The organism is Nonomuraea insulae (assembly GCF_042656245.1).
Window position 1 is genome coordinate 47855 of record NZ_JBHSPA010000135.1, and the last position, 20416, is coordinate 68270.

At 70.0% G+C, this 20416-nt stretch carries 21 protein-coding genes; 10 read left to right on the forward strand and 11 right to left on the reverse strand.

Annotation, left to right across the window (positions count from 1 at the left end; genetic code table 11):
* Nucleotides 1–52: 52 nt before the first annotated feature.
* Nucleotides 53–1174, forward strand: a complete 1122-nt coding sequence (locus ACFPZ3_RS68265) for a CaiB/BaiF CoA transferase family protein (RefSeq protein WP_379525012.1) — start codon at nucleotides 53–55, stop codon at nucleotides 1172–1174.
* Nucleotides 1171–2322: a cytochrome P450 gene (locus ACFPZ3_RS68270; RefSeq protein WP_379525013.1), complete on the forward strand. Its 1152-nt coding sequence runs from the start codon at nucleotides 1171–1173 to the stop codon at nucleotides 2320–2322. The genes ACFPZ3_RS68265 and ACFPZ3_RS68270 overlap by 4 nt, the downstream gene beginning before the upstream one ends.
* Here the strand turns inward: ACFPZ3_RS68270 and ACFPZ3_RS68275 are convergent.
* Nucleotides 2279–3502 (reverse strand): FAD-dependent monooxygenase, encoded by a 1224-nt coding sequence (locus ACFPZ3_RS68275; RefSeq protein WP_379525014.1) that lies wholly within the window; start codon nucleotides 3500–3502, stop codon nucleotides 2279–2281. The two genes, ACFPZ3_RS68270 and ACFPZ3_RS68275, sit on opposite strands and share 44 nt — an antisense overlap.
* Before the next feature lie 80 nt (nucleotides 3503–3582).
* Between ACFPZ3_RS68275 and ACFPZ3_RS68280 the strand changes: the two genes are divergently transcribed.
* A complete protein-coding gene (locus ACFPZ3_RS68280) occupies nucleotides 3583–4101 on the forward strand; it encodes a TetR/AcrR family transcriptional regulator (RefSeq protein ID WP_379525015.1) in 519 nt (172 codons plus the stop codon).
* Nucleotides 4102–4124: 23 nt separating this feature from the next.
* Here the strand turns inward: ACFPZ3_RS68280 and ACFPZ3_RS68285 are convergent, their stop codons facing one another.
* The gene (locus ACFPZ3_RS68285; RefSeq protein ID WP_379525016.1) at nucleotides 4125–4577 is read right to left on the reverse strand and encodes a GyrI-like domain-containing protein; all 453 of its coding nucleotides are present in this window, start codon (nucleotides 4575–4577) and stop codon (nucleotides 4125–4127) included.
* Between the two features lie 96 nt (nucleotides 4578–4673).
* Between ACFPZ3_RS68285 and ACFPZ3_RS68290 the strand changes: the two genes are divergently transcribed.
* A complete protein-coding gene (locus ACFPZ3_RS68290; protein WP_379525017.1) occupies nucleotides 4674–6113 on the forward strand; it encodes a GuaB1 family IMP dehydrogenase-related protein in 1440 nt (479 codons plus the stop codon).
* A gap of 2 nt (nucleotides 6114–6115) precedes the next feature.
* On the opposite strand, the gene ACFPZ3_RS68295 is transcribed toward ACFPZ3_RS68290, so the two are convergent.
* Complete coding sequence (locus tag ACFPZ3_RS68295; protein WP_379525018.1) at nucleotides 6116–6880, reverse strand: SDR family NAD(P)-dependent oxidoreductase; 765 nt, start codon at nucleotides 6878–6880, stop codon at nucleotides 6116–6118.
* Between the two features lie 79 nt (nucleotides 6881–6959).
* On the opposite strand from ACFPZ3_RS68295, the gene ACFPZ3_RS68300 reads away from it, so the two are divergent.
* The 4 genes from ACFPZ3_RS68300 to ACFPZ3_RS68315 all read left to right on the forward strand — a co-directional run bounded on the left by ACFPZ3_RS68300 (nucleotide 6960) and on the right by ACFPZ3_RS68315 (nucleotide 10828).
* A complete protein-coding gene (locus ACFPZ3_RS68300) occupies nucleotides 6960–7334 on the forward strand; it encodes an FKBP-type peptidyl-prolyl cis-trans isomerase (RefSeq protein WP_379525019.1) in 375 nt (124 codons plus the stop codon).
* Nucleotides 7335–7446: 112 nt separating this feature from the next.
* Nucleotides 7447–8970: an ATP-dependent DNA ligase gene (locus ACFPZ3_RS68305; protein WP_379525020.1), complete on the forward strand. Its 1524-nt coding sequence runs from the start codon at nucleotides 7447–7449 to the stop codon at nucleotides 8968–8970.
* Between the two features lie 47 nt (nucleotides 8971–9017).
* The gene (locus ACFPZ3_RS68310) at nucleotides 9018–9437 is read left to right on the forward strand and encodes a nuclear transport factor 2 family protein (RefSeq protein WP_379525021.1); all 420 of its coding nucleotides are present in this window, start codon (nucleotides 9018–9020) and stop codon (nucleotides 9435–9437) included.
* Between the two features lie 674 nt (nucleotides 9438–10111).
* A complete protein-coding gene (locus ACFPZ3_RS68315) occupies nucleotides 10112–10828 on the forward strand; it encodes a septal ring lytic transglycosylase RlpA family protein (RefSeq protein ID WP_379525022.1) in 717 nt (238 codons plus the stop codon).
* 716 nt (nucleotides 10829–11544) lie between these two features.
* Here ACFPZ3_RS68315 and ACFPZ3_RS68320 read toward each other — a convergent pair.
* Complete coding sequence (locus ACFPZ3_RS68320) at nucleotides 11545–12141, reverse strand: DUF1707 and DUF4870 domain-containing protein (protein ID WP_379525023.1); 597 nt, start codon at nucleotides 12139–12141, stop codon at nucleotides 11545–11547.
* Between the two features lie 142 nt (nucleotides 12142–12283).
* Here ACFPZ3_RS68320 and ACFPZ3_RS68325 point away from each other — a divergent pair, with 142 nt between their 5' ends.
* Complete coding sequence (locus ACFPZ3_RS68325) at nucleotides 12284–12628, forward strand: hypothetical protein (protein WP_379525024.1); 345 nt, start codon at nucleotides 12284–12286, stop codon at nucleotides 12626–12628.
* 68 nt (nucleotides 12629–12696) lie between these two features.
* On the opposite strand, the gene ACFPZ3_RS68330 is transcribed toward ACFPZ3_RS68325, so the two are convergent.
* Nucleotides 12697–13431 carry a Crp/Fnr family transcriptional regulator gene (locus ACFPZ3_RS68330; protein WP_379525025.1) on the reverse strand — a complete coding sequence of 245 codons (735 nt, stop codon included), beginning with the start codon at nucleotides 13429–13431 and terminating at the stop codon, nucleotides 12697–12699.
* Nucleotides 13432–13454: 23 nt separating this feature from the next.
* On the opposite strand from ACFPZ3_RS68330, the gene ACFPZ3_RS68335 reads away from it, so the two are divergent.
* On the forward strand, nucleotides 13455–13721 hold the full coding sequence (locus tag ACFPZ3_RS68335) for a YciI family protein (protein WP_379525026.1): 267 nt from the start codon (nucleotides 13455–13457) through the stop codon (nucleotides 13719–13721).
* A 315-nt stretch (nucleotides 13722–14036) separates the two neighbouring features.
* On the opposite strand, the gene ACFPZ3_RS68340 is transcribed toward ACFPZ3_RS68335, so the two are convergent.
* The 6 genes from ACFPZ3_RS68340 to ACFPZ3_RS68365 form a co-directional block, all read right to left on the reverse strand.
* Entirely contained in the window at nucleotides 14037–15188 is a 1152-nt protein-coding gene (locus ACFPZ3_RS68340) for a DUF4192 domain-containing protein (protein ID WP_379525027.1), read from the reverse strand.
* A 372-nt stretch (nucleotides 15189–15560) separates the two neighbouring features.
* Nucleotides 15561–16295 carry an EI24 domain-containing protein gene (locus ACFPZ3_RS68345; protein WP_379525028.1) on the reverse strand — a complete coding sequence of 245 codons (735 nt, stop codon included), beginning with the start codon at nucleotides 16293–16295 and terminating at the stop codon, nucleotides 15561–15563.
* Between the two features lie 10 nt (nucleotides 16296–16305).
* Complete coding sequence (locus tag ACFPZ3_RS68350; protein ID WP_379525029.1) at nucleotides 16306–16887, reverse strand: Maf family protein; 582 nt, start codon at nucleotides 16885–16887, stop codon at nucleotides 16306–16308.
* Nucleotides 16888–16903: 16 nt separating this feature from the next.
* The gene (locus tag ACFPZ3_RS68355; protein ID WP_379525030.1) at nucleotides 16904–17548 is read right to left on the reverse strand and encodes a DUF937 domain-containing protein; all 645 of its coding nucleotides are present in this window, start codon (nucleotides 17546–17548) and stop codon (nucleotides 16904–16906) included.
* Nucleotides 17549–17616: 68 nt separating this feature from the next.
* Nucleotides 17617–19572 carry an ATP-dependent zinc metalloprotease FtsH gene (gene ftsH, locus ACFPZ3_RS68360; RefSeq protein WP_379525031.1) on the reverse strand — a complete coding sequence of 652 codons (1956 nt, stop codon included), beginning with the start codon at nucleotides 19570–19572 and terminating at the stop codon, nucleotides 17617–17619.
* 38 nt (nucleotides 19573–19610) lie between these two features.
* Nucleotides 19611–20369 carry a hypothetical protein gene (locus ACFPZ3_RS68365; protein ID WP_379525032.1) on the reverse strand — a complete coding sequence of 253 codons (759 nt, stop codon included), beginning with the start codon at nucleotides 20367–20369 and terminating at the stop codon, nucleotides 19611–19613.
* Between the last annotated feature and the right edge of the window lie 47 nt (nucleotides 20370–20416).

Consider the following 20416-nt stretch of genomic DNA (forward strand, 5'->3'; position numbering starts at 1 on the left):
GTTGTTCTACTGAGGTGGTTCACTGGGCGGGATCCACGACAAGGAGAGGTCGATGCCTGAGGTTCGCCGGGGTCCGCTGTCCGGAGTGCGTGTGCTGGAGCTCGCGGGGCTCGCCCCTGGGCCTTTCGCTGGGATGATGCTAGCCGATCACGGCGCGGAGGTCTTGCGGGTGGACCGGGTCAAGGCGGTTTCCGACCGGCCCCGTGCGGATGTGATGGACCGCGGCAAGCACACGATCGGGCTGGATCTCAAGACGCCCGAGGGCGTGGCGGCGTTCAAGGAGCTGGTCCGCCACGCGGACGTGGTGATCGAGGTGTTCCGTCCCGGCGTGGCGGAGCGGCTCGGCATCGGGCCCGACGACCTGCACCTGGTGAACGAACGGCTCGTCTACGGCCGGATGACCGGGTGGGGGCAGGACGGCCCCCTCGCCCCGACGGCCGGGCACGACATCGACTACATCGCGATCTCCGGTGTGCTGTCCATGCTGGGGCACGAGGGCGACCGGCCGACGCCGCCGATCAACATCCTGGGCGACTTCGCCGGGGGCGGGCTCATGCTGGCGTACGGGGTGCTGCTGGCCCTGTTCGAGCGGGAGCGCACCGGCCTCGGAAGGGTGATCGACGCGGCCATGGTGGACGGGGCGGCGATCCTGTTCTCGATGTTCTACCAGGCGGTCCAGGGCGGCCATTGGGGGCCGCGGGGCACCAACCTGCTCGACACCGGCGCCCCGCAGTACGACACGTACGAGACGGCCGACGGCGAGCACGTGGCCGTCGGCGCGCTGGAGCCGCGGTTCTGGGAGGAGCTGGTGACCCGCATGGGCCTCACGGACCTGCCCGACAGGAACGACAAGGCCCAGTGGCCCGCGCTCAAGGCCCGCCTGGCCGAGGAGTTCGGCAAGCGCACGCGAGCCGAGTGGGAGGCGGTCTTCGACGGCTCCGACGCCTGCGTCTCGCCGGTGTTGTCCATGGCCGAGGCCGCCGCCCACCCGCACAACGCCGCCCGGGGCTCGTTCGTCCAGGTCGGCGACGTCACCCACCCGGTCCCCGCGCCCCGCCTGCTCGGGGTGCCCGCCCAGGACCTCTCCCCCGCCACCCATCTGGCCGACCTGTCCGGCTGGGGCCTGTCGCGGGAGGAGGCGGACAAGCTACGCGGTCAAGGAGTGCTCGCATGATCGACTTACTCGACGGCGACCTGTACGCCGGTGACCCCTCCCCCGTCTACGCCTGGCTGCGCGAGAACGCCCCCGTCTACCACGACGCGGGCAACGGCCTGTGGGGCATCTCCCGCCACGCCGACATCTCGGCCGTCGAACGCGACCCCCGCCTGTGGACCAGCACCGTCGGCTACCGCCCCCAGTTGCCCTCTGAGCCGTCGATGATCGGCCTGGACGACCCCGAGCACGCCGAGCGCCGCCGGCTCGTCTACCGCCGTTTCACGCCCCGCCACGTACATGAGAGGTACGCCGCCCGCGTCCGCGAGGTCGTCGTCGAACTGCTCACCCGCGCCCTGGAGAAGGGCGCCGTGGACGTGGTGCCCGAACTGGCCGCGCCGCTGCCGGCCCGCATGATCGGCTGGCTGCTCGGGTTCCCCGACGAGGACTGGCCCAGGCTCAAGCACTGGTCCGAGACCACGATCGTGGCCGGGGGCGGGCTGCGGTACGTCACGCACGAGGCCGCCGTGGCCGCGGGCGAGTACGGGCAGGCCGTGCTGGACCTGGCCGCCGAGCGCCGGACGCGACCGCGCGACGACCTGCTGTCCCTGTGGTGCGCCACGCCCGGCTACGACGACGAGTCCCTTGCCAACGACGCGCTGCTGCTGCTCGACGGGGGCGCCGAGACCACCAGGACGGTCATCGCCACCGCGATCGACGCGCTGATCCGCCATCCGGACCAGTGGCGGCTGCTGCGCGCCGACCGGGGGCTGATGGAGGGGGCGGTGGAGGAGTTCATCAGGTGGACCACCCCGGTGCTCAACATGTGCCGCGCGGCCACCGGGGACACCTCCCTGCACGGGCAGCGGATCGGGGAGGGGCAGCAGGTGCTGCTCATGTACGGGTCGGCGAACCGGGACCCCGAGGTGTTCGCCGATCCGGACGTCTTCGACGTGACCAGGAAGCCGGGCGGGCACATCGCGTTCGGGCTGGGCACGCACTTCTGCCTGGGAGCGGCGCTGGCCAGGCTGGAGCTGCGGATCTTCTTCGAGGAGTGGCTGGACCGGGTGGGAGCGGCCACCTGGGCCGACGCGGAAGGGCCGCGGATCCTGCCGAACGCCTTCGTCAGGGGTGTGACGTCGTTCCCTGTCGTGCTGCGTAGTCCTTGAGCGCGATCGAGTCGTGCAGCCGCACGCCCTTGCTGCCCGTCTTGACCGCGGCCCTGGTCAGCGCGACGGGCAGGTGGTTCACCAGCCGCATGCCCTGGGTGAGCGCCCACAGGTCGAACCTGCTGCCCGGCACGATGCTCCTGGCCGCGCGGACGGCGAAGGCGCGGCTGCGGCGCACGTACTCGCCCAGCTCGGCCTCGTAGGCGGGGAAGGCCGTCGTGTGGTCGCCGCCGTGCGCGGCCAGCTCGCCCGCCAGCACGTACGCCCCCACGACCGCCAGGCTCGTGCTCCCCCCGACCGCGGGCCCCGGGCAGTAACCGGCGTCGCCGACCAGCGTCACCCGGCCGCGCGACCAGGTGTCCATGCGGAGCTGGGTGATCGAGTCGAAGTAGAACGCCTGCGTGCGCTCCACCTCCTCCAGGATCCGCGGCACCTGCCCGCCCATGCCCGCGAAGCGCTCGCGCAGCAGCGCCTTCTGCCCGGCGACGTCCCGGTGGTGGAGGTCGAGCGGCTCCGGCGTCCTGAAGAAGAAGCCTGCCCGCGCGTCGTCCATGTGGACCGCGCTGTACAGAGCGGCTATCCAGCCCACCCCCGCCACGCACTCCATCCGATCGTCGAGCCCGCGGAAGTTCGGCACCGAGGCCACGGCCAGGTGGGCGCCGATCCAGGTCGTGAACCGCGACTCGGGGCCGAAGACCAGGCGGCGCACGTTGGAGTGCAGGCCGTCGGCGCCGACCACGAGGTCGTAGACCCCGGTCCTGCCGCTGTCGAACGCCACCTCCCCGTCCTCGGAGATGGAGGCGATGGAGTCGCCGAAGACGTAGTCCACGTCGTGCCGGGTGGCGTCGTAGAGGATCTCGCTCAGGTCGTCGCGCATGATCTCGACGTGCCGGTCGGAGACGGCGGCCATCACGCGGCGCAACTCCAGCTCCACCGGCCGCGCCCGGCCCTGTCTGCGCATGGTGAGCCACTGCGTGCCGGTCTTGGCGGCCAGCACCGGCTCCAGGACGCCCATCCGCTCGACGATGTCCATCGCCGGCCTGAACAGGTCGACCGCGTGGCCGCCCGCCTTCCTGAGCGTCGGGGCCCGCTCGACGACGGTGACCTCGTAGCCGTACCTGCGCAGCCAGTACGCCAGCACCGGCCCCGCCACGCTCGCGCCCGAGATGAGGACTCTCATCACCCCTCCTTACCTATCGTTAAGTAAGTACGCTAGCACGGGCGCTAACTTAACGGTAGGTAAGGGATATTCTTGGACCCATGCCCAGTGACACCAAGGCCCGCATCCAGGCGGTGGCCCGCGAACTGTTCGTCGAGCAGGGCGTGCAGAACACCAGCCTGCGCCAGATCTCCGAGCGGCTGGGCATCACCAAGCCGGCGCTCTACTACCACTTCGCCTCACGCGACGACCTGGTGCGCAGCATCGTGCAGCCGATGGTGGAGGACATCGAGCGGTTCGTCGGCGACCGCGGGCCCGGCGACCCGCGCGCGCTGCTCGACGACTATTTCGAGCTGATCTGGCGGCACCGCGACGTGCTCGTCATGATGATCCGCGAGCTGTCCACGATGAGCTACCTGGACCTGGGCACGCGTATGTTCGACTGGCGGCGGCAGCTGATCGCCATGCTGCTCGGGCCCGAGCTGACGCAGGAGCAGCACATCCGCGCGACGGTGGCGCTGGGCGGCATGTCCGACTGCGCGGTGGAATACGCGCACCTGCCGCTGGAGGTGGTCAAGCCGACGGCCGTCGAGGCGGCGGCCGTCGTGCTCGGCGTTTGACTCAGATCCGACTCAGATCTGCCTCAGATCGCTATGTACAGGTCCACGCCGTCCCGGTGATGCACCTCGAGGTCCGTCGTGAACACCCGCGCCGGCGTGCCGCCCGACTCGCTGTGCTTCCACAACTGCTGCCACGCCTCGACCAGCGTCTGCGGCATCGGCCCGCGGGCCTCCAGCTTCAGCGACTGCCCGGCCGGCACGCGCACGGCCACCATGCTCTCCGGCAGCCGCGGCACGGTGCGCACACCGGTGCCGACGATCTGCGTGTAGGCACCGTGGTGATCGCTCTCGTAGTCGGTCAGCACGGCGTAGAGGTTCTCGTCGACGCGACCGGGAACGTGCGCGAAAGCCCCCGGCGCCCCCACTCGCTGCCAGAGCGCGGGCAATCTGGCCCGCGCCGGATCCATTTCATCGGCGTTGGTCGTGCGTACGGCGAAGCCGACCACGACCAACTCGGCCCGTTCGGTGACGTTCACAGGCCCTCCCCTCCCCCAAAGTGTCCCGGCCGATCATAAGCCCCCGTGAAAGGGGGAAACCCTTAGTTGACCTGTCCGCACATAAGATGGATGAACGTGAGATTTCTCAACGACCTAGAGCCGCATTACGACCTGACCTATAGCGACGTGTTCATGGTCCCGGGCCGTTCCTCGGTCGGTTCCCGGCTCGCAGTCGATCTTTCGACCAACGACGGCACGGGCACCACCATTCCCATCGTCGTGGCGAACATGACCGCGGTGGCCGGCCGCCGCATGGCCGAGACCGTCGCACGACGCGGCGGCATCACCGTGATCCCGCAGGACATACCCCTCGACGTCGTGGCGAACGTCGTGGACTGGGTCAAGAAGCGCGACCTCGTCCACGACACGCCCCTCACCCTGACCCCGCACGACACCGTCGGCGAGGCCCTGCAACTGCTGCCCAAGCGGGCCCACGGCGCGGTCGTCGTGGTCGACTGGGACAACCGCCCCGTCGGCGTCGTGACCGACGCCGACTGCCAGGGCGTGGACATGTACACCCAGCTCGCCCAGGTCATGTCCAGCGAGCTGCTCACGCTGCCCGCCGGGCTCGACCCGCGCGGCGCCTTCGACCGGCTTCACGGAGGCCGTCACCGGCTGGCGCCCATCGTGGACGCGGACGGGCGCCTGGTCGGCATCCTCACCCGTACGGGCGCCCTGCGCGCCACCCTCTACCAGCCGGCTCTGGACGCCGGCGGCCGGCTGCGCATCGCGGCCGCCGTGGGCGTGAACGGCGACGTGGCCGCCAAGGCCAAGGAACTCCTCGAAGCCGGCGTCGACTGCCTGGTCGTGGACACCGCACATGGCCACCAGGACAAGATGGTCTCGGCCCTGCGCGCCGTCACCGCCCTCGACCCCGGCGTGCCGGTCGCGGCGGGCAACGTGGTGACCGCCGCCGGCGTGCGCGACCTGGTCGAGGCCGGGGCCGACATCCTCAAGGTCGGGGTCGGGCCCGGCGCGATGTGCACCACCCGGATGATGACCGGCGTGGGGCGGCCGCAGTTCTCGGCCGTGCTGGAGTGCTCCGCCGAGGCCCGCCGGCTGGGCCGACACGTGTGGGCGGACGGAGGTGTGCGGCATCCGCGCGACGTGGCGCTGGCGCTGGCCGCCGGGGCCTCGAACGTGATGATCGGGTCGTGGTTCGCGGGCACGTACGAGTCGCCCGGCGACACCCATACCGATGCCAACGGGCGCAAGTACAAGGAGAACTTCGGCATGGCCTCCGCGCGGGCGGTGCGACTGCGGACGGCCGAGGACTCGGCGTTCGAGCGGGCCAGGAAGGCGTTGTTCGAGGAGGGCATCTCGACGTCCAGGATGTACCTGGACCCGAAGCGGCCCAGCGTGGAGGACCAGATCGACGCGATCGTGGCCGGGCTGCGGTCGTCGTGCACCTATGCGGGGGCTTCCACCTTGGAGGAGTTCCACGCGCAGGCGGTCGTGGGGATCCAGAGCTCGTCGGGGTACGCCGAGGGCATGCCGCTGCACCAGAGCTGGTGACCTTACCTGCGCCTCCAGCCGCCCGCCGCGCTGATCCCGCCGTCCACGTGCACGGTCGTGCCCGTCACGAACCTCGCCAGGTCGCCGGCCAGGAACACGGCCGCGCCCGCGGCGTCGCAGGGGTCGCCCATGTGGCCGAGCGGCGGGAGGCGTACCGGGTCGTAGGGCAGCGGGCGGGCCAGCATGCGCTCACGCACGCCCGCCTCGCCCTCGGTCTGGAGGGCGTCGGGGGCGATCGCGTTCACCCTGATGCCCCTGGGGGCCAGCTCCAGGGCCAGGGACTTCGTCAGGCTCTCCAGGGCCGCCTTCATGGCCGCGTACACCGCGAAGCCCGGCGCGGCCTGGTGCGCCTCGCTGGAGGTCACGTTGATGATCGACGCGCCCGGGGGCATCATCGGGAGCAGTCGCCTGATCATGCCGGTGACCTGGGTGAAATTCTCCTCGATGAGGATCTGCTCGCCGCGCGGCGAGGTGTCGGCGAAGCCGGCGTGGAAGGTGCCGCCCGCGTTGTTGACCAGGATGTCGACGCGGCCCCAGCGCTCGCGCACGGCCTGGGCGAACACCTCGACCGCCACGTGGTCGCGCACGTCGAGGGTCATGGCCAGCTTGCCGCTGCCGTGGGGCGGTTTGACGCGGTCGCAGACGGCGACGTGCGCCCCGAACGCGCCCAGCGCCTCGGCGACGGCCAGCCCGATGCCTCTCGCCGCCCCGGTGACGACGGCCACGCGGCCGGTGAGCAGGATCGTATCGGGAGAAACGGCGGCCATGAACGATGACGATATCCCGACCGCATAGAGTCGTCGGGTCCATTCTCATCGACAACGATCCTCAAACAGGAGCACTTTCGTGGCACTCGAGAAGCCCGAGATCGACTTCCCCGGGGGCAACCCGCCCGCCGAACTGGAGATCGAGGACCTGACCGTGGGAGACGGCCCCGAGGCCAAGCCGGGTCAGAGCGTACAAGTCCACTATGTTGGCGTTTCGTTCGCATCCGGGGAGGAGTTCGACGCGTCCTGGAACCGCGGTCAGCCGTTCGAGTTCCCGCTGGGCGGCGGGCGCGTCATCGCCGGCTGGGACCAGGGGGTCGCGGGCATGAAGGTCGGCGGCCGGCGCAAGCTGGTCATCCCGCCGCACCTCGGCTACGGCACCCGTGGCGCCCCTCCGCGCATCAAGCCCAACGAGACGCTCATCTTCGTCGTCGACCTGCTCGGCGTGAGCTGAGGCTTGCCTGCTCCGGCGCCGGTCACGTTCGCGGACCGGCGCCGCGGCGCGTCATCGGGACCGGCCGCTTACCAAGTGGGGAAATGTCGCCGCCGTAAGGCACCATAGGCGTGTGCTTCTGATCGACGTGGTCCGCGTGTCCGAGGTGGTGACGCGCACCTCCGCCAGGCTCGGCAAGGTCTCACACCTGGCCGAGCTGCTGGGCCGGGTGGGCCCGGACGAGGCGGAGATCGCCATCTCCTACCTCTCCGGCGAGCTGCCCCAGCGGCAGGTGGGCGTCGGCTGGCGCACGCTGGAGGACATCCCCCAGCCCAAGCTGGCCGCCACCGCCACGCTGACCGCCGTCGATGAGCTGCTGAGCCGCATCAAGGCCGTTTCCGGGCAGGGCTCGCAGGCGGCGCGCAAGGCGCTGGTGACCCAGCTGTTCGCGGGGCTGACCAGCCAGGAGCAGCAGTTCATGCGGCGGTTGCTGCACGGCGAGCTGCGGCAGGGGGCGCTCGACGGCGTCATGATCGAGGCGGTGGCCAAGGCCTCGGGCGCACCGTCGGCGGACGTGCGGCGCGCGCTCACGCTGCGCGGCTGGCTCCCGGCCGTCGGTGCGGGCGCGCTGAGCGGCGGCGTGGAGGCGTTGCACGCCTTCCACCTCGAGGTCGGGCGCGCGGTCTCGCCCATGCTGGCCGGCAGCGCGCCCAACGTGGCCGCCGCGCTGGAGAAGGCGGGCGCGCCGGCCGCACTGGAGTGGAAGCTCGACGGCGTGCGCGTGCAGGCTCACCGCTCCGGTTCTGTCGTGCGGGTCTTCACCCGCACGCTCGACGACATCACCCCCCAGGTTCCCGAGCTGGTCGAGGCCGTACTCAAGATGTCCTCCGACGACCTGGTCCTCGACGGCGAGGTGATCGCCCTGCGGCCCGACGGCCGGCCGCACCCGTTCCAGGTGACGGCCAGTCGCGTCTCCAGCAAGACCGACGTCGCGCGGTTGCGCGAGCAGACGCCGCTCAGCGCGTTCTTCTTCGACGCCCTGCGCGTGGACGGCGCCGACCTGCTCGACCTGCCCTACTCCCAGCGCCAGGAGGCCCTCGCCCGCACGGTCCAGCAGGGCCTGCTGACGCCGCGGCTGGTGACGGGCGAGGTGGCGGAGGCGGAGAAGTTCTTCACCGACGTGGTCAGGGCCGGGCACGAGGGCCTGGTGGTCAAGTCCCTCGCCTCCCCCTACGCGGCCGGGCGGCGGGGCGCCGGCTGGATCAAGGTCAAGCCGCGCCACACCCTTGACCTGGTCGTCCTGGCCGCCGAATGGGGCCACGGCCGCCGCGAGGGCAAACTGTCCAACCTTCACCTGGGCGCCCGCGACCCTGAGGGCGGCTTCGTGATGCTCGGCAAGACCTTCAAGGGCCTGACGGACGAGCTGCTGTCCTGGCAGACCGAGCGCTTCCTGGAGCTGGCCGAGGGCCCGACGGACGAGTGGACGGTCGTCCTGCGGCCCGAGCTGGTCGTGGAGATCGCCTTCGACGGGGTGCAACGATCGCCCCGCTATCCCGGGGGCATGGCCCTGCGCTTCGCCCGCGTGCTCCGCTACCGGCCGGACAAACGGGTCGAGGACGCCGACACGGTCGACACGGTCCGCTCCCTGATGGTGTAACGGTCACTGACAGAAGATGTCAGGGAGGCCGTTCTAGCGTGCCGCGCATGACGAGAGAGATTGTCGAGGAGTTCCTGCGCCGCACCGGGCAGGGCGATCCCGCGCGCATCGCCGAACTGTACGCGGCCGAGGTGGACTGGCACGTCAGCTGGCCCGTCGCCGGCCATCCGGCGGTGCCGTGGATCCGGCCGCGCTCCACGCGAGCCGACGTCGAAGACCACTACCGGACTTTTCCGCGCCATTGCCCGCCTGGGGAGGCGGCGGTGTCGGTGGAGCGGGTGCTGGTCGATGGGGCGGACGCGGTGGTGATGGGGCGCAGCTCCCAGCTGGTGCGGGCCACGGGCCGGCGCTTCACGATGACGTTCGCGCTCCACCTGACGGTCAGGGACGGGCTGCTGGTCCGGCATCACATGTACGAGGACAGCCTGTCGGTCCTGGCCGCCTACGAGCCCGACCTCACGAGCTGAGCCTTCGCCGGGCACGAATGCCCTCCGTATCGATCGCCGGCGGCACGAATGTCTCCATGCCGATCGCTGGGCACGAATGTCCTCCATACCGATCGCCGGCGCGCCCTACACCCCCCACGCACCGCCGCCTCGAACCTCCGGCGACCCCGGCCCGCCGCGCAACCCCACCCAGACCACCTGACGCCTCCGCTACCTCGGACCACCACTGCGCAACGCCACCCCGGATCAGCCGTGCACCATCACCCCCGGCCGCTCGCACACCGCAGGCCTGTACCGCGGCGCGCCTCAGCGCCCCAGCGCCCCAGCGCCCCGGCCGCCCGGGCCCCGTCGCCTCTGGCCACCGTGCACCCGCAACCCCAGCCACCGTGCACCGCCACCCCCCAGCCACCGTGCACCGGCAGCCCCAGGTCAGCCGATCAAGCCGGCGTTTCCGTGTTCTCCAGAAATGCGAAGATCCACGGCGTACGGTGAGCGTTCTGGGCAAACTTGCGGCTTAGGTGAGATATTTCACTGAACGTCCCATTAAGTTGTCTTTACCTGCCGTTTGTCGCATATGTTCGTGCCCACCGCGCGGGATCCCCCACCCCGCCTGCGGATCGGCCGCCGTACGCCTCCACCCCCATCACGGTCTGGTCTTTCCTTTCCCTATCCCCTGACTAGGACCGTGGTTTACCTTGGGTCAGCATTCCCACAAGCCGTCCCCCCAGGACCGCGAACGCTCCACGACCAAGCGCCGCTGGGCCACCGTCGCAGTCGGCGCGGCCGTCGTCGCCGCCGCCTCCACCACCGCCTGGGCCGCCATCGGCAACGACGACGCCCCCGAACGCACAGCGGCCCTCACCCCGTCCCCCAACTCCGCCAGGGCGACCCCCAACCCGGCCGCACCGGGCTCTCCCGCCCCCAAGCCCCCAGCCGCCGGCCGGTCGGAGACCACCAAATCCCCCGAACCCACCCGTTCCCCGGCCCCCACCTCATCCTCGGAACCGGCCAAGCGCTCAGCACCGGGCACGTCAGAGCCCCTCCCGTCCGCCAAGTCCCCAGAGACAAAGGGCAGGACGAAGACCGCCAAGTCCGAGACCACGAAGCCGAAGTTCCGTGTACTCGCGACCGGCTCCTGCGGCGCCTCCTACTACGGCGAACCCCAGATGACGGCCAGCGGCGAACGCTTCAACCCGTCGGCCATGACCGCCGCCCACAAGACCCTGCCACTGGGCAGCAAGGTACGCGTCACCAACCCGGACAACGGCGAATCGGTCACGGTCCGCATCAACGACCGCGGCCCGTACGTCGGAGGCCGCTGCCTCGACCTCTCCAGGGCCGCCTTCGCCGCGATCGGCAACGTCGGCGCCGGGGTGATGCACGTCAAGTACGAGGTACTGCGCGCCCACTGACGCCCGCGCAGATCGCGGTCCGGCCGACTTGAGACCGGTGCCCGCTGGAGGAAAGAGCCGCTCGGCGCTTCGCTGAGGCGTGAGCAAGTCGCGCTCACTCAGGTCCCACCGGCTCAAGACCGATGCTCGCCAGAGGAACCAAAGGCACTCGGGGCCAGCCAGCGCGTGAGCAAGTCGCCGTCACGCGGGGTCCAGGCCGACTTGAGATCAGTGCCTCGCCGAGGACACCACTCGCACCGAGTGCCCGTTCACGCGGGAACGGCGGCCGTGGAGCGAGGGCGACGGTCGCGGAGCAGGGCGACGGTCGCGGAGCAGGGCGACGCTCAGGGCGCGGGACGACGGCCGTGGAGCAGGACAGCGGTCGCGGAACAGGACAGCGGTCATGGCGCCGGGTCGGCCCTCGGCGGTCGGCGGAATCGTTCATCTCCAGCACCGGCGCGGACTCCCGTTCGAGCACGTTGTGGCGATTCTGTAGGAAGGCGATCTCTGAGGCCGTCATGACCTCCTGGAACTGCTTGTCGAAGGTCCGCAGAAAACCCCGGCCTTCAGTCCTGGGATGAATGCGGTCCCCGTGTGGGGGATGGACCGGCGTAGGCGGGGCTTCCCCTAAGGGTCGCAATTTCGTAACGGTCGCCCGCCCCGCGGAGGCCGGTGTGCCTCAGCAGGACGGGGATGGAATTGCGGTCGTACGGAAAACGGCTCTCCCTGCGGTCGCCTCACTTCACCAGGCGAACCGTCATGGGGTAGCGGAAATTGCCTTCGGAAAGCGCGGAAATGCCACCGACCACGGAGAGCACGACGGCCGCCACCCAGATGAACGGCAGGAGCACGACGCCGACGACGGTCAACGGCAGCAGAACTGAGGCCCCCACCACGGTGATCTGGAAGTTGAGCGCCTCAAGGGCGTGCCGCCGCATGTACGGCGAGGTCTTGGCGCCGGTGAGCAGCAGGAGCAGCGGCCCGAGAATCGGGAACCCGATGATGGGCAGGAGATGCGCGAGTGCGCCTCCCAGACGCTCGTTGCTCTCAGGGGCACTCTCAGGGTGAACCGCGGGTCGCGACGGGGGTCGGAACGCGGCGAGTTGGTGTACGGCCTGCGCGCCGTACAGCTCGTGCATGATGGGCATCAGGTCACCGTGCGTGCGCGCCGTCATCGCACGCTCCAGCCGATCGTCGAACTCCAGCTTGTCGAAGCGGCCCTCCGCGTAGGCGGACTGGACGTGCTCGACAACGTGCTCACGGTCCTGGTTGGTGACGCGCAGATGAGCTGGCGGCGCCTGTCCCGGCCCAGGGGGTTTTGGTACCCCAGCCATAATCGCCATGCCTCTCCTTAGAGAATCGAGCTGTCACCTCTCATACTGCGTCCGCTGACCCTTCGGTGCCATCGGGAAAATCCCGGATCTGTCCCCTAGATCATCCCCGACGCAAGGGCTCCAGACGGTATAAAAAGGATTCATGAGATGGCGAGACCGCTACGGCATTCGTCGGCTCCGCGGCCGTAAGATCGCGAAGTTCGACCGCGAGGCGACAGACGCCGACATCGACGCTCTCATCGCCTTTGCGCGTTCGCGGCGCGGTGTCGAGTTTTACGTCGAGCCAGAGACTTTTGCCACTGACACCACCGCTGTGGCGGTGGCCGACGACGGCGAGTGGACCCGGCGCAGGGTCGGCTCCCCCGCGGTGATCCACAAGGTCGCCCGTGATCTTGCCCTGCCGGTGTACGACGTTCAGCTCACCGGTTATCCGCAGCGCATGCGTGCCTACAACGAGCGCCGCAAGAGGGAAGAGGGCAGCCTTTAGCTCGTCCCGGCGCGGTTCCGCGGAAATTCGTGGTCAGGTTGCCGGGGCTGCTGGTCAGGTGCTGAAGGTCACCGCTCGGCAGGATGTGGTGTTTCTGCTGATAGTGAGGAGGCATTAGCGCGTAACGCGAGGAGCTCTGGTGCGAGCACTACGACCATGCGGCGCGTGAGGTCGATCAAACCGCTGCGTCGCCACTGGGAGAGTGCGCGGTTGACCGTCACCCGGGTTGTTCCCAGCGACTCGGCCAGTTCCTGTTGAGTGCCCGGCAGTTCGACCCGCGCGTGGGGAGTCTCCGCGGATTTCGCCAGCAGCCAGGTCGCCAGCCTGGCCTCGACAGGCAGCGTGGCGGTGTTGGTGTAGCTCTCTTGGTGAAGCCGAACCTGGTCGGCGAGGAGGCGCAGTACGTGTCCGCGTACCGAGGGCACATCGTCGACCAGTTCCTCGAATCGGGTTCGCGGGAGGCTGCGCACGGCGCAGCCGGTGGTCGCGGTGAGGGTGGCCGTGTGCCCGCGACCGTCGATCACGGCGACCTTGTCCAGCGCGCAGGGCCCTGTCCATTCGCCGAAACGGACGACCCGGCCGGCGGCCGTGCCGGCGGTGGCGGCCACCCGGCCGCGCAGCAGGAGAAGAAGGTGCTCGGCCGGATCGCCGGCACTGCGCAGTATCTCTCCCGCGTGGTAGCGGCGCGGCAGCGAGCCGGTCCACAACGCCCGTAGCCGATCTTCAGGCAGCGTGGCCAGCAGAGGCACGGTGGCCAGCTCCTGCCATGCCGCTGATGTATCGGCTGATACTGAACTCGTCATCGTCAGACCGTACCGTCGGCCGCATGATGATTCTTGAGCTGGCCTTCACCGCTTCCCCTGAACGTCTCGCCGCCCGTCCGGCCCACCGGTCGTTCCTGGCCCGGCTTCACGAAGAGGGGCGTCTGCTCGCGGCGGGCCCCTGGGCAGACGACTCGGGCGCGCTGCTGGTGTTCGATGTCGAACGTACGGAACTGGGACGAATCCTCGACGCCGACCCGTATTACCGCACGCCTGGTGTAGAGGTGGCAGGCATCCGGGAGTGGGCGCCGGTGGTCGGACCGATGCGCTGACCGCGCGATCGTGCACCCCAGCCGAGGCTTCAGGGTCCCTTGTGTCGCTCGGACATGCGACCACCGGTGGTGGATGCATGGTGCTGATGCTTGGTGCTGATGCTTGGTGCTGCGATCCGTCATGCGCCCGCTAGCTGCCCGCATCTGTCTGGGCTGACGTCGATCTGGAACGAAGGCGGTATGGCGTTGAGGGGCGGCGCAGCGTTGAGGGGCGGCGCAGCGTTGAGGGGCGGCGCAGCGTTGAGGGGCGGCGCAGCGTTGAGGGGCGGCGCAGCGTTGAGGGGCGGCGCAGCGTTGAGGGGCGGGGTGAGGGTGTTATTCGAGGGTGGGAGGTGGGTCTTCCTCGTCTAGGAGGTTGACCAGGGGGAGGAGCCAGGCGGCGGTGGCGGGGCCCATGGTTCCGTCTAGTTCGGCTGGGGTTGGGAGGCGGTCTCGGAGGATGGTCGGGGAGACGAGGTTGTGGAGGGCGTGCATGAGGAGGTTGGCCATCGAATAGGAGGGGTCGGCGGTCAGGGCTCGTTCGAGGGCGATGGTGGCCTGCACGCTGTTTCCCGCTCGCCAGGAGGCCATGGCCAGCAGGGACGCGGCCGGGGGGATGAAGCGAGGCTCCAGTCTGCGGGTCAGGTCTTTCCAGAGCAGGGCGTGGGGTTCTTGCATGAGGGTCCACGCCTCGTCGCGGACTCTCATGATCAATAGGTCCAGGCCCAGTCTGGCTGCTTCCGTGTCGTCGAGGCGGCCGCCTTCGGAGTGAACCTGGAGTGCCGATCGGACTCTGGTCAGGCCGTCGGATACGAGCCGTGCGGCCAAGGCGTCCAGGTCCGTGGAGGTCATGAGCTGCGCTCGGATGTCTGCTGTCGCTTCGGCGGTGGCTCGGCGCATGGCCATGCGTACGGGGCCGGTGACGGGGGCCAGCGTGCGTTCGAGGGCCTCGCGGTTGGGGAGAGCCACCAGGCCGCGCACCGTCGCCTCGGCTGCTATCTGGCTGGTGGACAGGTCGTACGGGGTGCCTTCCGCTGGGCAGCAGGTTGCCAGGTCGCAGATGTATGACCAGTAGCGGCCCTCGTGGGCTCGCAGTGCCTCGCCCACGTGGATTCCGGCTCTGGTCGCCAGGAGCCTGGCCTCGTCGGTTGCCGGGGTCACCAGCTCGCCTGGGCCGTAACCGACGATGACCATCTCCGTGACGCCTTCCCGGTCGAGGAGGGGGGACATCGCGTCGAGGGTGCCCGGTGGGAACGGCAAGCCCCACCTGGCCACCATCTTGGCCTGGCCGCTTGCCAGGCCGATGACGATCAGGCTGGTGGTGGGGTGGAAGCCGACCAGGTAGGGCACGGCGGCCAGGACGTCGGTGGGGCTGGTCAGGGTGAGGTAGGGCTCAGGGGTGAATGCGGGAGAGGGGTCGGTGGGGGAACTCGAAGTGGAGAGAGGAGACGCCCCGGAGGGGGTGGGGGTTGGGCGGTTGGTCTTCATGGGGCCATAGGGTGCCGGGCTTGGAGGGGGTGACGGGCCGCCGAACGGGGTTCTGTGGATGGGTGGGACCGGGTGGTGGGCGGCTGTGGATAAAGCGAGGGCTGCGTCTCACGAATCGGCGCCTGCTGCCTAATGGTCCGGCAGGGCATCCGGATTGAGCTGACGTTGCCGTGGCCGGATGTCCGGGTTGGGCCGTGGGAGGTGTCCCGGTTGCCCCGGGGGGTGGCGCGAGGGCGTCCCAGTTGGGCCGGCGTTGCCGTGGCAGGGCGCCCCGGTTGGGCGAAGGGTGGCGCGAGGGCGTCCCGGTTGGCGCGGGAGGGTGTCGGGTTGGGCGGGGAGGGTGGGCGGCGCTGGAGGTGCGTTCTGGAACGGTTATGGGGTTGGGGCCAGGCGATTACGTACGAGAAATGCCGCGCCGGCCACGGCGGCGGGCATGGCGATGACGGCGGCGAAGGGCACCAGGAAGAGGGCGAAGACCACCACACCGAACCCCAGCGCACTCGCCTTGTTGGCCCGGAGGAGTGCGAAGCGCTGCTTGCGGGCCATGCCTCGGCGTTCAAGGGCCAGGGTGGTGAGCTCCACTGTCAGGAAAAATCCGGAAATGGCGGCGCCTACGACCGGCACCACCGTCTGCCCCACCACCGGTACGAAGCCCAGGAAGAACAGCGGGATCGTGAACAGCAGCACGTAGAAGAGTGTCACCAGGCTGTCGCGGATCGAGCGCGGCAGCGTACGCCACCACGGCTGCTCCTCCTCCGTCTCCAGCACGTCCACCGCCGCCGACAACCGTTCGTAGAACGGCTCCCCGATCGCCAGCGTCAGCGCCGCGAACGTCAGCACCGCCAGCGCCAGCCCCCCGAGGAACAGGGCGATGCCGACCAGCGTGCGGAACAACTCCCGCCAGCTCCACGAATCGGCGAACGGCGTCAGGAACTCGGCCACCGAGGAGGCGTTCGTGCCGAGGAAGATCAGCGCCGCCACGTACACGGCGAACGCGATCAGCGCCGGGATCAGCCCGAACAACCACCACCGGGTGTTCCTGGCGACCCACCCGAACCCCTGGAAGAAGAAGCCGACGCCGGCCGTGAAGTCGCGCACTGATCGCATGCCCGGCAGGCTAGCGCCAGAACGACGTCACCGCGTAGCCGAGTTCGGCGAACAGCTCGCGCAGCAGCGGGAGGGAGATGCCGAGCACGTTGCCGTGGTCGCCGTCGATGCCCTCCACGAACCAGCCGCCGCGCCCCTCGATGCTGAACGCCCCTGCCAGGCTGAGCGGCTCCTCGGTGGCGACGTAGGCGGCGATCTCCTCTTCCGAGGGCAGGCCGAAGCGTATGACGGTGGTGCCGACCTCGGCCACCTGGCGGACAGCCGCCACGTCGATCACGCAGTGGCCCGTGACGAGGCGGCCCGTGCGGCCGCGCATCATGCGCCAGCGCTCCGCGGCCTCCTCGTTGGTGGCGGGCTTGCCGTAGGGGCGCCCGTCGAGCTCCAGGATCGAGTCGCAGCCGATGACCAGCCCCTCTTCGAGCCCGCTCGCGACCGCCTCGGCCTTGGCCTTGGCCAGCACCAGGCTGAGCGCGGCGGGCGAGTGGGCGGAGAAGGCGTCCTCGTCGACCCCGCTGACGATCACTTTCGGGTCTAGTCCGGCGCTCTGCAGGAGGGCCAGGCGGGCGGGGGAGGCTGAGGCCAGAACGATCACTGGCTTAGCCTACCGGTCACCGGTCGGGGTGCGACGTCCCCGGTGCCACTCCCCGGGACGCCGGCGGCACCGTGCGCGAGGTGTCCGGGGCCACTTCCTGCTCCGTCCGGTACGGATCCACGTACGGCCCGCCCTGCCGCGGCACGGCCCCGCCGAAGATGTCGCCCAGCAGGCTCCCGAGCAGATCCCCCAGCCCGCCGGGCATCGACGACTGCTCGCGGTTCAGGTCGTCGGCCACGGCGCCGGCGTCCATGTCGCGGGCGGCCGCCCGGTTGGCCAGCAACGACATGACCATGGGGGCGATGAGCGGCAACAACTTCATGACGGTCCCGTAGCTGACCCCGGCGAGCTGTGACAACCCGGCCGCGGCCTGCTCGGTGCCCTGCCCGCCGAGTACGTGGCCGAGGATGCTGTGCCCGTCGCGGGTCAGCGAGGCCACGTCGCCGTTGAACGGGTCGGCGTCCATGTGGTCGTCCAGCGCTCCGCGCAGTGCGTCGGCGCCGTCCGGATGCTCGGCGTTGCGGGCCATGCCGCCGATGATGGTGCCCGACACGGCTTCGACGACCTTGCCGGCCGTGAGGGTGTCCGTGCCGAGCATCCCGGCGATCTGTTCCAGTCCTGCGTCCCCGAGTCCGGCGAGAAGCTCGTCATTCAGTGTCACGACGGTCCCCCGATCACAGTTATCGGGTCACCTGCCCATGACAGACCAGGTGCAACGTCCGAATTGTCCTAATTTCCGGAAAAGAGCTGTGGCTGGGGCTCGGCGTGGGCCTGTGAACGGCGCTCGGCGGGGCTGGCCAGACCGGCCGCCGCGTACGCGCCCGCCTCGTCCAGCGTCTCCTGCTCCAGCAGCGCCCCCACGATCGCGTCCAGCTTGTCGCGGTTGTCGCCGAGGATCTGGACCGCGCGCTCGTAGCACTCGTCCACGATCCGCCGCGCCTCCTCATCCACCATGGCGAGCGTGACAGGCGAGGCCTGCGGCGGCTGGCCGTCGTTGGGCAGGATGGTCAGCGGGCCGACCTTCTCCGACATGCCCCATCGGCCGACCATGCCACGGGCGATCATGGTGACCTGTTCGAGGTCGTTCTCGGCGCCGGTGGTGATGACGCCGTACACGACCTGCTCGGCCGCCATGCCGCCGAGCGCGCCGGTGATGCGGCCGCGCAGATACTGCTCGTCGTAGGCGTAGCGGTCGGTGTCGGGGGTGGACAGGGTGACGCCGAGCGCCCGGCCGCGCGGGATGATCGAGATCTTCCTGACCGGGTCGGCGCCGGGCTGGAGCATGCCGAGCAGCGCGTGACCGGCCTCGTGGAAGGCGGTCCTGGTGCGCTCCTCCTCCGGCATCACGATGCTGCGGGCCGCGCCGAGCTGCAACTTCTCCAGCGCGTCGGCGAAGTCGGCCATCGTGACCTTCTCCTTGCCGCGCTTGGCGGCCAGCAGGGCGGCCTCGTTGACCAGGTTGGCCAGGTCGGCGCCGGTCATGCCGGGGGTGGTCTTGGCGAGCTGGTCGAGGCTGACCGCGCCGTCCAGCGGCACGCCGCGCGTGTGCACGGCCAGGATCGCGGTGCGGCCGGCCGCGTCGGGCAGGCCCACCTGCACCGTACGGTCGAAGCGCCCGGGACGCAGCAGCGCCGGGTCGAGGACCTCGGGACGGTTCGTGGCCCCGATGACGATCACGCCCTCGGCGCCCGAGAAGCCGTCCATCTCGGTGAGGATCTGGTTGAGCGTCTGCTCGCGCTCGTCGTGGCCGCCGATGCCGCCCGCGCCGCCGCGAGCCCGGCCGATGGCGTCGATCTCGTCGATGAACACGATCGACGGCGCCACCTTGCGCGCCTCCTCGAACAGGTCGCGCACCCGCGAGGCGCCCACACCGACGATCATCTCGATGAACTCGGAGGCGCTGGCCGAGAAGTACGGCACCTTGGCCTCACCCGCGACCGCCCTGGCCAACAGCGTCTTACCGGTGCCAGGAGGCCCGGCGAGCAGCACGCCCTTGGGCAGCTTGGCGCCCAGCCTGCGGTATTTGTCGGGGTCCTTGAGGTAGTCGACGATCTCGACGAGCTCGTTCTCGACCTCGTCGATGCCCGCCACGTCCTCGAACGTGACCCGCACCTGCCCGGCGTCGACCGGCTTGGCCGCCTTCGACTTGCCGAGCCCGCCCAGGCCGCCGCCCATCATGCTGGCGCCGCGGCGCATGATCCAGATCCACAGTCCGGCCAGCAGCAGCACCGGCAGCAGCGAGAGCAGCAGGTTGGAGAAGAAGCCGCGGGTGATGGGCTGAGAGGTGATCTCGACCTGGCCGGTGGAAAGCTGCTGGTCGAGCTGGTCGGTGTTGGCGAAGGCCGGGATCTCGGTGGCGAAGCGCGTGTACGACTCGCCGCCCTCGGGGTTCTTCGCCGCCGACCTCAGGTCGCCCTCGACGGACAGGCCCTGGGCGTAGATCTCCTTGACGTTCTTGGTGCTCACCTGCTTGGTGAACTCGGTGTACGAGATCGTCTCGACCGATCCGCTGTCCACGAACGACGAGACGACGAAGAAGCCCGCGTACACCACGAGCAGGGTGACGATGAAGCGCCACCAGTTGATCTTCGGCCGGCCTCCGGGCGTGCCTGGCAGGCCCTCCGAGCGCCAGGGCGGCTTGCCCTTGCCCTTTTCCGGAGCCTTAGGCGGTCCAGAGCGTTCCACGGCGTCACTCCCCCACATCGCCGCATTTCATGATCTTTCTAGCCTAGAACACGCACCCCTGAGGCCACGCGGCCGATATCACGCCACTGCTTGCGCTGCGAGTCAGGCACTGTGACGAACGCAAGTCCTGGCTTGCTCATTCCCCCATCCATGATCACAACTGCCGCACGTGACGTGTGCGCGCCGTACGTGACGCGGTAGACGAGCATCCAGCCCTTCTTCACGGGCTGTGAGGCCAGCCAGGTGATCCTGGAGCCCTTGGGGTGGTGGTTGAGCGTCCACCGGGCGGCCAGCAGGGCCGTGTCGCGCGGGGACTTCTGCTCCATGATCGGCAGCGGGCAGCTCACGAACATGCCGCGCAGGCTCGTGTCGCGCTGCTTGGGCAGCGCCTGCCTGGTGGTGAACGGCGCCGCTCCATACCCCTTCCACGGGCCGGGCAGCTTCGGCACCGCGAGCCCGATCCGCTCGTCCTTGACGACCCGCCTGCCGGGCGAGGCGAGAGCCATGCGCTTGACCGCGCGGGTGAGCTTGGGGACGCGCGGGTCGGCGTACAGAGCCTGCATGGCGGTGTAGCCGGGTGCGAGCGAGGCTCGGGGGCTCGGCATGTCGTTCCGCGGGACCGGCGTGACGTCCTGCGTGGGTACAGCTGCAGGGCCGGACGAGGGCGGCGCGGCCGGCGGCGCGGTGACCGGCCCCGCCGCGACCTCGTCCGGCTCGGACGGGAGCACCAGGGCCAGCGCCGCGGCCACAGCCACGACGACGACGGCCGCGAGCAGCCCCCGGTACAGCACCCGCATCCGAATATCGCCGATGCGGGAGCGTCTGGGCGGAGAAGTCGGGATCC

What these genes read in the sequence shown, in the direction of transcription:
- ACFPZ3_RS68265 (WP_379525012.1), top strand. Translation starts at nt 53, where the DNA reads ATGCCTGAGGTTCGCCGGGGTCCGCTGTCCGGAGTGCGTGTGCTGGAG.
- ACFPZ3_RS68270 (WP_379525013.1), top strand. Translation starts at nt 1,171, where the DNA reads ATGATCGACTTACTCGACGGCGACCTGTACGCCGGTGACCCCTCCCCC.
- ACFPZ3_RS68275 (WP_379525014.1), bottom strand. Translation starts at nt 3,502, where the DNA reads ATGAGAGTCCTCATCTCGGGCGCGAGCGTGGCGGGGCCGGTGCTGGCG.
- ACFPZ3_RS68280 (WP_379525015.1), top strand. Translation starts at nt 3,583, where the DNA reads ATGCCCAGTGACACCAAGGCCCGCATCCAGGCGGTGGCCCGCGAACTG.
- ACFPZ3_RS68295 (WP_379525018.1), bottom strand. Translation starts at nt 6,880, where the DNA reads ATGGCCGCCGTTTCTCCCGATACGATCCTGCTCACCGGCCGCGTGGCC.
- ACFPZ3_RS68310 (WP_379525021.1), top strand. Translation starts at nt 9,018, where the DNA reads ATGACGAGAGAGATTGTCGAGGAGTTCCTGCGCCGCACCGGGCAGGGC.
- ACFPZ3_RS68320 (WP_379525023.1), bottom strand. Translation starts at nt 12,141, where the DNA reads ATGGCTGGGGTACCAAAACCCCCTGGGCCGGGACAGGCGCCGCCAGCT.
- ACFPZ3_RS68325 (WP_379525024.1), top strand. Translation starts at nt 12,284, where the DNA reads ATGAGATGGCGAGACCGCTACGGCATTCGTCGGCTCCGCGGCCGTAAG.
- ACFPZ3_RS68330 (WP_379525025.1), bottom strand. Translation starts at nt 13,431, where the DNA reads ATGACGAGTTCAGTATCAGCCGATACATCAGCGGCATGGCAGGAGCTG.
- ACFPZ3_RS68335 (WP_379525026.1), top strand. Translation starts at nt 13,455, where the DNA reads ATGATGATTCTTGAGCTGGCCTTCACCGCTTCCCCTGAACGTCTCGCC.
- ACFPZ3_RS68340 (WP_379525027.1), bottom strand. Translation starts at nt 15,188, where the DNA reads ATGAAGACCAACCGCCCAACCCCCACCCCCTCCGGGGCGTCTCCTCTC.
- ACFPZ3_RS68345 (WP_379525028.1), bottom strand. Translation starts at nt 16,295, where the DNA reads ATGCGATCAGTGCGCGACTTCACGGCCGGCGTCGGCTTCTTCTTCCAG.
- ACFPZ3_RS68365 (WP_379525032.1), bottom strand. Translation starts at nt 20,369, where the DNA reads ATGCGGGTGCTGTACCGGGGGCTGCTCGCGGCCGTCGTCGTCGTGGCT.